Origin of the sequence: Acidovorax sp. 1608163, assembly GCF_003669015.1 — a bacterium.
GTDB lineage: Bacteria > Pseudomonadota > Gammaproteobacteria > Burkholderiales > Burkholderiaceae_C > Acidovorax.
This window is the reverse complement of sequence record NZ_CP033069.1, coordinates 798,058-811,603: the sequence shown is the minus strand read 5'-3', so window position 1 is coordinate 811,603 and position 13,546 is coordinate 798,058. Positions and strand designations below refer to the sequence as shown.

Annotated in this window: 11 protein-coding genes; 2 read left to right on the top strand and 9 right to left on the bottom strand. The window is 54.6% G+C overall.

What is annotated here, in order from left to right; genetic code table 11:
* Positions 1 to 32: 32 nt before the first annotated feature.
* Genes EAG14_RS22645 through EAG14_RS03620 form a run of 6 tightly spaced genes read right to left on the bottom strand, consistent with a single transcriptional unit; the run spans position 33 to position 6,752 of the window.
* The gene (locus tag EAG14_RS22645; RefSeq protein WP_162995902.1) at positions 33 to 1,661 is read right to left on the bottom strand and encodes an Ig-like domain-containing protein; all 1,629 of its coding nucleotides are present in this window, start codon (positions 1,659 to 1,661) and stop codon (positions 33 to 35) included.
* Between the two features lie 27 nt (positions 1,662 to 1,688).
* Complete coding sequence (gene pilQ / locus EAG14_RS03640; protein ID WP_240457020.1) at positions 1,689 to 3,806, bottom strand: type IV pilus secretin family protein; 2,118 nt, start codon at positions 3,804 to 3,806, stop codon at positions 1,689 to 1,691.
* 20 nt (positions 3,807 to 3,826) lie between these two features.
* Positions 3,827 to 4,372: a pilus assembly protein PilP gene (locus tag EAG14_RS03635; RefSeq protein WP_121728086.1), complete on the bottom strand. Its 546-nt coding sequence runs from the start codon at positions 4,370 to 4,372 to the stop codon at positions 3,827 to 3,829.
* Complete coding sequence (locus EAG14_RS03630) at positions 4,369 to 5,055, bottom strand: type 4a pilus biogenesis protein PilO (protein ID WP_121728085.1); 687 nt, start codon at positions 5,053 to 5,055, stop codon at positions 4,369 to 4,371. The genes EAG14_RS03635 and EAG14_RS03630 overlap by 4 nt, the downstream gene beginning before the upstream one ends.
* On the bottom strand, positions 5,056 to 5,676 hold the full coding sequence (locus EAG14_RS03625) for a PilN domain-containing protein (protein WP_121728084.1): 621 nt from the start codon (positions 5,674 to 5,676) through the stop codon (positions 5,056 to 5,058). It lies immediately after the preceding gene.
* On the bottom strand, positions 5,673 to 6,752 hold the full coding sequence (locus EAG14_RS03620) for a pilus assembly protein PilM (RefSeq protein WP_099656598.1): 1,080 nt from the start codon (positions 6,750 to 6,752) through the stop codon (positions 5,673 to 5,675). The genes EAG14_RS03625 and EAG14_RS03620 overlap by 4 nt, the downstream gene beginning before the upstream one ends.
* Positions 6,753 to 7,020: 268 nt before the next feature.
* On the opposite strand from EAG14_RS03620, the gene EAG14_RS03615 reads away from it, so the two are divergent.
* Positions 7,021 to 9,435 carry a penicillin-binding protein 1A gene (locus EAG14_RS03615; protein ID WP_121728083.1) on the top strand — a complete coding sequence of 805 codons (2,415 nt, stop codon included), beginning with the start codon at positions 7,021 to 7,023 and terminating at the stop codon, positions 9,433 to 9,435.
* Between the two features lie 109 nt (positions 9,436 to 9,544).
* Here the strand turns inward: EAG14_RS03615 and cyaY are convergent, their stop codons facing one another.
* On the bottom strand, positions 9,545 to 9,877 hold the full coding sequence (gene cyaY, locus EAG14_RS03610) for an iron donor protein CyaY (RefSeq protein ID WP_121728082.1): 333 nt from the start codon (positions 9,875 to 9,877) through the stop codon (positions 9,545 to 9,547).
* Positions 9,878 to 9,889: 12 nt separating this feature from the next.
* On the opposite strand from cyaY, the gene EAG14_RS03605 reads away from it, so the two are divergent.
* The gene (locus EAG14_RS03605) at positions 9,890 to 10,075 is read left to right on the top strand and encodes a lipoprotein (RefSeq protein WP_121728081.1); all 186 of its coding nucleotides are present in this window, start codon (positions 9,890 to 9,892) and stop codon (positions 10,073 to 10,075) included.
* 111 nt (positions 10,076 to 10,186) lie between these two features.
* Here EAG14_RS03605 and EAG14_RS03600 read toward each other — a convergent pair whose 3' ends face one another.
* Both EAG14_RS03600 and EAG14_RS23195 read right to left on the bottom strand, forming a co-directional pair.
* On the bottom strand, positions 10,187 to 12,811 hold the full coding sequence (locus EAG14_RS03600) for a di-heme oxidoredictase family protein (RefSeq protein WP_240456925.1): 2,625 nt from the start codon (positions 12,809 to 12,811) through the stop codon (positions 10,187 to 10,189).
* On the bottom strand, positions 12,766 to 13,383 hold the full coding sequence (locus EAG14_RS23195) for a discoidin domain-containing protein (protein ID WP_240456924.1): 618 nt from the start codon (positions 13,381 to 13,383) through the stop codon (positions 12,766 to 12,768). The genes EAG14_RS03600 and EAG14_RS23195 overlap by 46 nt, the downstream gene beginning before the upstream one ends.
* Positions 13,384 to 13,546: the final 163 nt, after the last annotated feature.

Genomic DNA, 13,546 nt, shown 5'->3' with positions numbered 1-13,546 from the left:
CAGACAAGCTGCTCTTTTTGATTATTCAATATTTAGTTAGGAGAATTACATCCCAAGGCTCCATATGGGGGCTTACGGAAAGATCCATTTTCAAAATCTGACTCCAACGCCTCAGTTACATATATTTTTTCAACTGAGCCCTCGGAACCAGCCACATTAGTTGTGACCTTCACCGCATAATCAATCCAGTAAGCCACACTCTGCGGATATTCAACCTGAATAGTAGCCCGACCATTAGACCCAGTGACTTGGCCGTTTACATATGAAATAATCACATCAGCCTTCCGAGGCTCAATAGTACCATTTCCATTCACATCCTCCCCTGAGTCAAGCAATCCATTTCTATTAGAGTCTTCATTGGCACAATAGAATGGAGAGACAATAGTGTCCGCACTATCCACATATCTAACAACGCTTGAAACACTTTTCAACCCAAACGTTTTACGATAGTAACGAAGATCTACGCTCGCCGAAATCTGCGCATTAGCCACCGCATTTCCTGCTGCATCGGCAACAGCCACATCAAACTTCTTGATGTATGTCAGGCTATTGCCCCCTGCAGTAAGCAAATTATTATCACCCAGTGTAATAGAAAGTGGAGAGTTTGCAACCGTCATCGTTGCCAAACGGGAATCGGGACAAGCACCATTAGCAATACTAGCATCAGTCAACCCATAGCAGGCACGGATAACTATGCCATTCGTTGGGCTGGACCGAGTTCCCGCAATGTAATCTGCGGTTGCAACACCATTTTGATCGGTATAAACCGTTGCTGAACCAGTAGAAATTTGCTCACCAGCACCCAGGCTTGGCTCCACAATTTCAAAACGGACTCGAATATTTTTGATAGCGCGATTCGAAGCATCTTGAAATATTGCGCGCAAAGCAGCTTTGTTTGTAGAGCCGCCGGTCAAATTTGGGGCAATTGTATTGGGCGTGATGGCAAGGCTAGCGGCAGAAATTGTACCAACCGCATCTGGAACGCTGCCAGTTGGACCCACAATCTGAATCTCTCGGGTTTTTGTAACACCGGATGCCGCCGTTACGACAGTGTAAGTACCAACGGCAGTTGGAGCGGCAGACAGACTAGCTGTGGCGGTACCAGTCGAGTCGGTAGTTACAGACCCTTTAAACCCCAAGCTACCGGAAAGAGTCACAGGGGCATTACCAATACCGACACCATTGACATCCACCACTTTGACTGTCAACACGACACTGGCACCAGGCGCAGGCGCAGCGGGCACAGTCGACAAAGCAATATCGCTTCCAGTCACCGTAATTGTATCTGTCTTTGCCTTGCCACCCACAGTCATATTGACTGTAATAGATCTATTCGATTTATTACCACCCATCGATATTTTGCCAACAGCCTTACCTGATGTGTCAGTAGTGGTATTCGTCGGAGTGTAAATACCAGAACTAACGTTGACTTTGAAATCAACGCCCGAGACAGGATTATTATTTGCATCCAAAGCGGTAGCGGTTAGCGTAGCCTCGTCCGCACCTGAATTCGAAATAGAACTCTTATCTAAAACATAGTCAAAGCTTGCAACAGTGGCTGCAGTACCACCGGGCGTCGTACCAGCACTGCCACCACCGCCGCCGCAAGACGCCAGAAGTGCGATAGTCGCTATCGCAAATAAATTTCCGAAAAATTTCATAATTCAACACCCTCTTTTCAAAAAGAATCAACGACTAACGGTGCGATCCGTAATAACTTTTGGCGTTATAAAAACTAACATCTCACGCTTGACCGATTCTTTTGTTCTATTTTTAAACAAATTACCAACAACAGGAACATCACCCAATAAAGGAATCTTATTTTCCTGATTGGATTCTTCCATTTCGAAAATACCGCCAATCACCACCGTTCCGCCATTCTCAATCAGGACCTGCGTCTTAATGTGCTTTGTATCAATAGCAACACCCTGAGTTGTGGTCTCGCCCCTGCTATCCTTACTGACATCCAAATCAAGAATAATATTTCCCTCGGGAGTAATCTGAGGGGTAACCTCTAACTTCAAAACTGCCTTCTTGAACGCAATGGTAGTGGCCCCATTGGGAGCAGTTACAGAGTATGGGTACTCTGTACCCTGTTCAATCAAAGCCTTGGTTTGATCAGCAGTGATCAAACGCGGGCTAGACACAATCTTCCCCTGCCCATCCGCCTCCATGGCCGAAAGTTCAAGAGTTAAAAATCTATTCGCTGCCGAATTAAATATAGAAAGAGCGAAAGATCCGAAATTATCGGCACCAGAAAGCGATGCTGGCAAATTAACAAATGTTCCACCAGTATTGACTGTACTTCCATAGCCCGCAGAACTTGTGGCGTTTGCGTAACTCGTTCCAAAAGCGACACGGTTATTTCCACCGATTCCATAGCCACCATCACCGCCCAACTGTGCACGAAGATCACCCCCACCCAGCTTTACACCAAGCGAGCGGCCAAAAGTATCGCGAGCCTCAACGATGCGCGCCTCAATCATCACCTGACGCACTGCGACATCCAATGTTGAAAGCAGCTTACGAACCTCCTCCAGTTTATTTGGAGTATCCGTCACAAAAATCTGATTGGTACGAGGCTCCGATATAGCACTTCCTCGCTCAGAAAGAAATCTATTGGACGTTCCACCACCACTGGCACCAGAAGAACTGGTAGTCAGCTGCGTCACCATATCCACTGATTTAGCATAATTCAACTGAAATGCTTGAGTTCTTAATGGCTCTAGCTTTTGAATTGAAAGTGCCGCCTCATAATCTTTTTTGGTACGATCATCTATTTCATCTTTTGGTGCAATCCACAAAACACTACCGGTCTTGCGCATACCCAAACCCTTGGCATCCATAATGATCTGCAAGGCTTGATCCCAAGGCACATCCTTTAATCGAAGGGTCAGCGCACCGGTAACCGTATCAGAAGTGACAATATTGAAATTAGTAAAATCAGCAATCACCTGCAACAGAGATCGAACTTCAATATTTTGAAAATTCAAAGAAAGCTTTTCACCACTGTAATTAGGGCCTTGGGTTAATTTTGATAAATCGACTTTCTTCTGCCGAACTTCGATGACAAATTGATTGTCGCTCTGATAGGCACTGTGCTCCCAATCACCTATGGGCTCGACAAGCATGCGCACCTTGTCGCCTTGTTGAGTCGTGGTGATTGACTGAACGGGAGTCCCAAAATCAGCCACATCCAAACGCCGACGCAGCCCCTCGGGCAAGCTTGATCGCAAAAACTCAATGGCCAGACCTTTGCCCTGTTGCCGGAGGTCTACACCAATTTGGTTGTTTGGCAATTCAACGACAATTCGACCAGCCCCATCAGCGCCTCGCCGAAAATCGATGTCCTTCAGTGTTAAAACTTCATTGTTATAGCTATCGGCAAACTTTGCGGTTTGCTGCACAGGAGCACTTGAAGAAGCACTGACGGGGTCTAGCATGATAAGCAGCGCACTACCCTGAATTTCAGCCCGATATGACGTAGGCTGCTTCAAATTGAGGACGATGCGCGAACGCCCACCAGCTTCCACGACATTGGCAGACTTCAAATTACCCTGATTGATGTCAACAGCATTTTTTCCAGTTGCATTGGAGGCCCCTGGAAAATCCAAAGCAATACGCGCAGGCGATTGAGTCGCAAAGCCGGTTGGCAAACCTGCAAGAGGCTCTGCCAAATCAACCCGAAGAACCTCAGCCCCACCTTGCAATGAACCGGTCACAGACCGAATAGCTTGCTGTGCCAGCGCAGCTGTTGACAAGCAAGTGATGCAGATTGCAACAGCTGTATGTTGAAAAACTTTCATTATGGAATCACTTTGTTGCTTCATTTTTTGGCACCCTCTTGTAGGTCAAGTGAAGTCATTCGCTCTGTCCAATCTCCGGTTGCATCTTGAACAATCTCTCGAATTTTTATTTCTGATTCAGAAATACTCAGGATACGTCCGTAGTTTTGCCCCAAATAGCTTCCGACCTGAACTTGATGCAACAGTTTATCGACTTTGAGCAAAGCAGTCGGTTTTCCACTCTTACTCAAACTACCAACCATCACCATCGCATCCAATGGAAATGCCTCTAAAGGCTCTTTGCGCCTGATTTGCTCTGGCGCTATGAGCGCTGCATTTGCACCGGTCTGCGAGGAATCACGCTTCAAAGCCTGCGTCAATTTGAGCGAGTTGAATGGGTCCAACTCAGAGGCCACGGTGTAGGCCTGTGGTTCGAATTTCTTCGGCTCCGTAATCGGCGTAATTCTAGGTTTTGCCTGAGCACGTTCGCTGGCCATCCACTGACGCAAATCATCCTCGCCCGAAGAAATGCATCCGGAAGTTAGAGCGGCGACCGTTACAGCCAATAATGCTTTACAAGCACTCATTTAGCGCCTCCTGCTTTTGTCGCAGCTGCTTTACGTTGAGCTTGAATTTCTTCACTATCCAAATAACGGAAAGTGCGAGCAGTACCCTCTAGGGTCAAAGTGCTTGGATCTTTAGGATTAGCTGTCACTGACAAATCATTCAGGGTCACAATCCGCGAGAGATGGGCCACATCCGACGCAAAAGCACCAATGTCATGATATTTACCCGCGACCTTCAACGAAATGGGCAATTCAGCATAGTAGTCTCTTGCCACCAGTTGCCCTGGCCTAAAAAGCTCGAACTGAAGACTCCGCCCCAAGCCTGCCTGATTAATGTCTGACAAAAGCGCAGCCATTTCAGCTTTACTAGGCAACTGCTTCTCCAGTTGAATCACATATTGTTGCACTTGCTCACGTTGTTTTTTCAACGCATCAAGGCTGACGGCCTTTATCAATTTCTTTTGGTAATCTGCTCGCAATGTAATTTCAGTGTTGCGCTCCTTCTCTAACTCAGCTTCGTAGTCTTTGATGACAACAAACCATAGAAGAACAGCGACAGCGACTGCGGTGACAACATACAGCAGCGCCCGCGGCAGAGCAGGCCAAAGAGATGGATCCTTGGTATCCAGTCCGCTAAACTGTCTGGTTAGTTTTCCTTGGAATTCCGCAAAATCAAATTGCGGCGAGGATTTTTTCTTGGCCATTTATGGTTTCCCCGTCACACCGGCCTTGCCAGCCGCCATATCTGAAGATTTTGCCGAATCGACAGGACTCATCAACGTGAATGTCATTTTGAAGGCAGAAACGCGACGCTGATCTTTGGCTGACAGAGGCACATTCGCAGACACGATTTCAACCAGTTCAGGCTTGGAAATCCAAGGGGTGTTACTAGAGAGATTGCGCAGCAGCTCTGAAACTCGCTCATTGGACTGAGCCATGCCTTGCATCGTTACAGTCTTGTTTGTCTGCTTAAAATTGCTGATAAAAACGCCATCGGGTAGCTGCTTAACCAACTCATTGAGTAAATGAACAGGAATATTCCGATCTGACTGAAGATTCTCGACAGCCTTTTGTCGCGCAACCAAGGCTGCAATTTCATCTTCAATCGTGGCAATTTCCTTGATTTGGTTTTCAAGAACAGCAATCTCTTGCTTGAGGAACTTATTCTTGTCCTGCTGCTCAGTAATCAATAACTGTAACCACCAATAGATGGCTCCAGCAATGACCAAACCCATCAAAAACGATGCAAACAGCGCTGCTTGGAACGCTTCGCGGCGGCGCTTTCGCGCGGCTTCACGGTGCGGAAGTAGATTGATCAAGATCACCGCAGGAACCTCCGCATTGCCAACCCACAAGAAGTGAGATATGACGGCGCCTCACGCACCATCTTTTTCAGACGTACCCCGCTACCGATTTCCATGCCGTCAAACGGGTTGACGGAACTGCATGCAAATCCCGACTGCTGGGTCACGGCTTCTGTCAAACCAGGCAGAGGAGCAGATCCTCCTGCAAGCAAAATGTGATCAACGCGGTTATGGGGCGTACTTGTGAAGAAGAACTGCAGCGCACGCACAATTTCCTGTGCCATGCTGTCAACGAAAGGACGCAACACAGCCGATTGGTAATCTTCTGGAAGGTCACCACTTCGTTTTTTGCTTTCCGCCTCTTCGACAGAAAATCCGTATTGACGAACGATCAACTGCGTCAGCTGCGCACCACCGAAGGCTTGATCTCGGTCGTACAGGACCTCTTCATTCAGCATGACTTGCATGCTTGTCGTCAGAGCCCCCACCTCAAACAGCGCGACCATCGCATTGGAGCCCTTGCCTGGAAGTGCTTCAATGAGACGACCCGCAGCCAATCTGGAAGCGTTCGATTCAATGTCAACAACGATGGGCTTAAGGCCTGCGGCTTCCGCGAGACCTTGTCGGTCCTGCACTTTTTCTCGTCTGGAAGCAGCGATCAAAACTTCAACATCCCCCGGCGAGCTCTTGCTAGGGCCGATGACGCAGAAGTCCAAACTCACTTCGTCCAAAGAAAAAGGAATGTATTGATTGGCTTCAGACTCCACCTGCACTTCAAGCTCTTGCTCGGTCATTCCACCGGGCAAAGTGATTCTTTTGGTGATCACGGCAGATGAAGGCAAAGCCAACGCCACGTTCTTTGTGCGTGTCCCGCTTTTTTTCACAAGGCGACGCACTGCCTCAGCAACCTCATCGAACTTTTCGATGTTGCCGTCAGTGATCCATCCCCGCTCCAGCGGTTCAATAGCGCAACGTTCCAGAACAAGGCCTCCCGCCTTGTCCCGCCCTAACTCCACCAGCTTGACGCTGGATGAGCTGATGTCGATACCCAGCAGAGGCGCAGCCTGGCGACTGAACAAAGATCCCATTGAGATCAAGATTGGTCCCCTGTAACTTGTCAAAATGACGCAACAAAACTTAACACTTCACTTCAATGCTATCAGTAAGATAGTTCTCCAGCAAAGAATTTTGCCCGCCTTTGAACTGCAGAGCGTTGCCAAAACCAGACGATTTTTTCAGCGCCCGTAGCATCCGCAATCTCGCCAATCCAGAAGAATGGATACGGCCGAGCCCCCAAAGACAAGTTCCAGACCGTAAATTTGTGTCAGCATTTTTATAATGCTGCGAACAGCCATTCGGAGCGATATGACGCCCCCCTCTCCCGATCAGACCCCTCAGCAAAAAACGTCCAAAAGAAGCGCAGGCAGCCGATGGTTGAGTGTCATTCTGAAAATTCTGCTTTGGTGCGCAGGCCTTGCCGCCGCTGCCGCCTTTGGCTTGGCTTTGACCATCGCCATAGCGCTGGCCGTTGCCTACCCCAACCTTCCCGATGTGTCTGACTTGGCGGACTACCGCCCCAAGCTGCCGCTGCGGGTGTTCTCCTCCGAGGGCGCCTTGCTGGGCGAGTACGGTGAGGAGCGGCGCAATCTCACGCCGATCCAGGAAATTCCGCAGGTGATGAAAGATGCGGTGCTCGCCATTGAAGACACCCGCTTCTTTCAGCATGGCGGCGTCGATTACAAGGGCATGGTGCGCGCGGGTCTGGCCAACATGGGCCGGGTAAAAAGCCAGGGCGCATCCACAATTACCATGCAAGTGGCCCGAAATGTTTACCTGTCCTCAGAAAAGACATTTACTCGCAAAATTTACGAAATATTACTCACATTCAAACTAGAACACATGCTCTCCAAAGATCAGATTCTTGAGATTTACATGAATCAGATTTATTTGGGTAACCGTGCCTATGGTTTTTCTGCTGCGGCTGAAGCCTATTTTGGCAAACCGCTGAAATCCATTTCGATTGCGGAAGCCGCCATGCTCGCGGGCCTGCCCAAAGCGCCATCGGCCTACAACCCCATCAGCAACCCCAAGCGGGCTCGGTCACGGCAGCTCTACATCATTGAGCGAATGGAAGAAAACGGGTTCATCACCGAGCAAGAGGCGGTGGATGCCAAGAAGGAAGAACTCAAGATCCGTTCCGGGCTGAGCAACACCCGCGTGCACGCTGAATACGTGGCCGAGATGGCACGCCAGTTGATCTTCACCCAATACGGTAACGAAGCCTACACGCGCGGCTTGAACGTCTACACCACACTGAACGCGGGCGATCAGGAAGCGGCCTACACGGCCCTGCGCCGCGGCATCATGGACTATGAACGCAGGCAGCAATACCGGGGCCCTGAAAAGTTTGTCTCGCTTCCTGCAGGTACTGGCCAGGAGGTTGAGGAAGCCATCGACGATGCGCTGACCAACCACGTGGACAACGGCGACGTACTGGCGGCCGTGGTGCTGGAGGCGTCCGCCAAAAAAGTGGTAGTGGCCCGAGGCAATGGCGATGCCATTGAAATCACAGGCGATGGACTCAAGCCCGTCCAATCAGGCTTGAGCGACAAAGCGCCCCCTAATATCAAGATTCGCAGGGGCGCAATCATCCGGATTGTGAAGACACCCAAAAACACCTGGGAAATCACCCAACTGCCTGAAGTAGAAGGCGCGTTCGTGGCGGTCGATCCACGCTCCGGAGCCATCAAGGCCTTGGTCGGTGGCTTCGACTTCGACAAGAACAAGTTCAACCACGTTTCGCAGGCCTGGCGCCAGCCTGGCTCCAGCTTCAAGCCGTTCATCTATTCAGCATCTCTGGAAAAAGGCTTCACGCCTGCCACCGTGATCAACGACGCACCGCTGTTCTTCGATGCGGGCGTGACGGGCGGACAGCCCTGGGAACCGAAAAACTACGACGGTAAGTACGACGGACCCATGACCATGCGCACGGGCTTGGCACGCTCCAAAAACATGATCTCGATTCGGATCTTGCAGGCCGTCGGCCCCAAGACGGCGCAGGAGTGGGTTTCACGCTTCGGCTTTGACCCCGAGAAACACCCCGCCTACCTGACCATGGCGCTGGGAGCGGGCTCGGTCACTCCGTTGCAAATGGCGTCGGCCTACTCGGTATTTGCCAATGGCGGCTACCGCATCAACCCCTGGCTCATCACCAAGGTGACCGATCACAAAGGCCGTATCTTGTCCGAGACCACCACACCCGTGCTGGAAGAGCAAAACCGCGCCATCGATGCCCGCAATGCTTTCGTCATGAACAGCCTGCTGCAAGAGGTGACCCGCTCTGGGACGGCTGCCCGGGCGCAAGCCACGCTCAAGCGGCCTGACTTGGCTGGCAAGACCGGGACGACCAATGATTCGGTAGACGCATGGTTTGCGGGCTATCAGCCGACCATGGCGGCAGTGACATGGATTGGCTACGACACCCCACGCAATCTGGGCAGCCGTGAAACAGGCGGTGGGCTGAGCCTGCCGGTGTGGATCAGCTTCATGGAGCGCGCACTCAAGGGAGTCCCTGTTTCAGAGCCCAAGGTGCCCACTGGGTTGGTGAACATGGGCGGTGAATGGTTCTACGAAGAATATGCCCGCAGCGGCGTTCCAAGCGTCGGGCTGGAAGACCGCAACCCCTCTGCAGCGCCCACTGCGGGCCCCACCGCTGCATCCGCCGCGCAGCCTCCTGTGACCGAAGAGCGCAAACGCATTCTCGATTTGTTCCGCAATTGAGAAAAAGGGCCTGGGAACACTCTTCCCGGCCCTGTCAATCCGCTGCTCACAGCAGCCCCACCCAAGGCAAGGCCCCACGTTCAAGTGGGGCCTTTTGCTTGGAGAGCGACTAATCCTGCTGAAACGCCAGGCGCATTCCTGCTTGCGCAGAGGCATCGCGGCTCAGGCATGCGAAGAACTCGCCACCGCCCTTGGTGTCTTGCCAAACACTGCCATCGTGGCGGTAGTGATAACCCCCCGACTTGGCAGCCATCCAGACCTCGTGCAGCGGTTTTTGCAGGTTGATGACGATCTGGCTGCGGTTAGGGAAGGTGAGGGTAATCATCCCGCCCGACCGCTGGTTGTCGATGTCCGCATCTGAGGTTTCGTTGATCGAGTCACAACTGCGCTCGACTGTGCGCAGGAGCTTCTCGGCGATATCCATGAATTCAAGATCGGTCATTACAATTCGCACATGTTGAAAGCAACCCAAATTCTAGTCAGGGTCATTGTCCTTGCAGTCAGTGCGGCAGCCTTTGTGGGCTGCGGACAGCGCGGGCCGCTGTACCTTCCCAGTGCGCCAGAAGCACAGCAGCGCGCCACGCTGCCTGAGACGCTGAATCCAACGACCAAGTCCGACGCGGAAAAGCCCGCCAAATAGGCGCCCCCACTCAGCCCCTCAACAAAAAAGCCCTGCCCCTCACGTCGGGGGCAGGGCTTTGCTGTTAGCGCAGCGGACTCTACGGTGGTGGCACCCTGGGGATGCCCGTTCTCACAGCGATCTCAGAAACGCCAGCAGTGCGTCCCTGTCCGCCGTTCCGAGCTTTTCGAAGCGCTGCCGCGCACGCTCGGCCTCGCCACCATGCCAAAGGATCGCCTCCGTCAAAGTGCGGGCACGGCCGTCGTGCAAATAACCCGCCTTGCCGCCGTTGCCCATCACTTTGTCGGAGTAGCCAATGCCCCACAGCGGCGCGGTGCGCCACATGGCGCCCTGTGCTTGACCTTCTGCGTACCGGTCGGCCAGGTCTGCCCCCATGTCGTGCAACAGCAGGTCGGTGTAGGGGCGAATGGTCTGCCCTCTCAGTTCCGCCATCAGATGGCCCGTGCCCGTTTTCATCTCAGCCGCATGGCATGCGGTGCAGCGCACCGACTGGAAGATTTTGGAGCCCAAAACCACCTGGGCAGAATCTACTCGGTGCTCGTCCAGCGGCGCCACGCCTTTGGGGAAGCCGCTGGGCAAACTGCGCTGGGCGGGTACGGCCACCAGGGCCAGGTAGTTGGAGATGGATTGCAGATCCGCTTCAGAGATACCGCGCTCCGCTGCCCCAGATTTGCAGGTGGCAGCCCCACCCACGCAAGCGCGCTGCGGGTACACCGGAGAGGTGACGGACATGTCCAGCACCAGAGCGGCTGCCGCCTGGTGGCGCAGGCTCGCCTTCGATGCCTTCCAGCCAAAACGGCCCAAGCGGGTCTCGCCCGTCTCGGGGTCCAGCACGTAGTTGGCAACCCCCTTCACGCCATCCTCGTCCGGCGCACTGCGCACCCGCGCCAGCACATCGGCCTCTGCGATCGCCTCCAGCAGCCCACCGCCCAGCATCGGTTGCGCAGCACGCAAGGAATAAACCTCAGGCACCGGCCCATCGAATGCCAGCGTCGGCTTGGACAACTCCACCACCAGCCCATCGGCCAGGCGCACCGTGCGCTTTTGAAAGCCTGACACCCGCACACCGTTGCCCCAATCGCGCTTGCTGCCACCGGCCGCTACCGCGTTCATCTGGACGGCGGCGCCATACACCGGGTGCGTCAACTGCTGCCCATTGGCGCCCAGCGAAGCGGTGCGAATGGCCATCTGATCCAGACGCTGGTTGGCAGCCAGGGGCGCCGGGCTGCGGCCATTGTTGACGTGGCAAGCGACGCAGGCCGATTGATTGAAACGCGTGCCCTGCAACCCCACCGCCGCGGCATAGCGGTCATTGCCTGGCTCGTTGTGGTCACCGGTGGTGAAGTTCGTGTGGATGATGCGCCGCCCCTCCACAAACCGCTGCATGTTCTGCATGCCCGTGTGGTTCTGGGGCTGCTGGAACATCTGGTCGCCATTGTCCGAATAGTTGTACGACACAGACCCGAGCCCTCCGGTGAGGGTGTCTGCAGGCAACGGAACCGAGTTCAGCCGAGGCTGCACGCCATACCAGGGCACCAGCCCCGTGCCCACCACATAGACCCACTCACCCGAGTAGTAACGGATGCCGCCATCGTCCCCCCGTGCGGCCATGGCTTCCCGCGTAGAGAACATGGAAGGCGCCACTTCAATCACATCTCCCACCACCAGCGAACGGGCGGGCACGTTCTTGCCATTGGGGAAGCCATCGGCATCCAACGCACTATGGCCCGGGTAATTTTTGATAAGCAAGGAGCAAATCGGATTGCCCAGCTTGCCGCTGGCCGGGTATGGCATGGGAGGGCAAATGCTGGGGTTGCCCACCACCTCGCCGGGGTTCATCCACCCGTAGCCCGTCACTCCCACCCGATCAAAGCCCCGGAAGAACGCAATGCCGCCCACCAGAAAATCCACCGTGTTGAACTGGTTGACCTGCAAGGTCGGCTTGGTCACGCCCGGCACCCGGCTGTTGTCCAGAATCTCCAGGCCCCAGGTACGGTTCTTGAAATACTGCGGCACAAAGGGCAGATAAGCACCCGGCCCCTTGTCGCGCGGCGCACCGGTGGCCGCGTCCACCGTTTCATTGGGGCCGTAGCCCACCTCGTTCCACTCCTCACCGCGCTCACGGCCATGGCGCCCCATCGCACGGGCACCAAAGCGCGTCACCAGCGTGCCATCGGCCAGCTTGAACTGGAGGGTCTCCAACGGCTCCTGCGCCTTGGGCAGCGGCACCAGGCCCGCGCCGTTGGCCGGGAAAGCCAGCGCCACAGGGGCCACGGGGGCAATGGTGTTGTCGCTCCCCGGCGCCTTGAACTCCACCTCAAACAGCGAATAACCATACTGCGTCGCACGCGCCACCCCGCGAATGCGGACAAATCGGGTTTTAGCCCCCAGGTTCAAAAACTCCTCGGTGCCGCCCGTGCCTTTGCCCACATAGCGCAGCGGCGCCCACGACGCACCGTCGTCCGAGGTCTCGATGGCGTATTCCTTGGCATAGGCGTTCTCCCACACCAGCTTCATCGCGCCCACATAGACCACTTGGCCAAAGTCAAACTGAATCCATGAGTTGTCCTCAAACTTGCTGGCCCAGCGCGTGCTGGCGTTGCCATCCACGGCCATGGCCGCCGCCGTGCCACCGTTCTCGGCCGACGACGCTGTGACCGCCACAGGCCTGAGTGCGACCCCAGGGCGCGTCAGCACATCGGGCGGCAGCGTGGGGTCGGTGGGAGTGGTTGGCACCGGAGTGGGCACTGGCGCCACCTGCTCGCCTGAGAAAACGCTGATTTCATAAATCGAATATCCGTACCCCCCGAGCGCTTGACGCCCTGCATGCGCAGGTAGCGCCCGCTGGCGGCCAGGCCGCTCCAATCCTCCACACCGCCCTGCCCCGACGTCACGGCCTTCACCGTAGTCCAGGTGACCTGGTCGTTAGACACCTGCAGCAGGTAGCTGCTGGCGTAGGCGGCCTCCCACTGGATCTTCACGTGGTCGATGGCCACCGTTTTGCCGAAGTCCAGCACCAAAAACTGGTTGTCTGAAAAGCTGCTACCCCAGCGGGTCGCCGGGTTCTTGTCGATTGCCGCCGCCGCTGACAAGTCGCCCCGCTCCGCCGAGCTGGCCGTGGCTTGCACCGCCACCAGCTCCACCTCGGCCGTTGCCGCTTTGGCCTGCGCTGTCACCGCCTCTGCGGCCTGGTTCGCATCGGCCACGCCCGACTGCGCGCCATCGCCTCCGCCGCACCCAGCGGCCAGCAGGGCCAAAGCCTGCGCAGCCACCGCCCAGCGGTGCCTGCGAAATACGGAATACATCATGGGAAATCCCTCTCTCTCGGTGTTTTTGAATACAGCGCCAGCCCATCAGGCCCCACGGCATGCGCCTTGTTGGTGTTCCCCCATGCGGGGGCTGGGAGCCCCCCCGATTACAGCAACGCAACCCCAGAAAAACTGCTGAATTTTGTAAACAGCCTGCACGCCT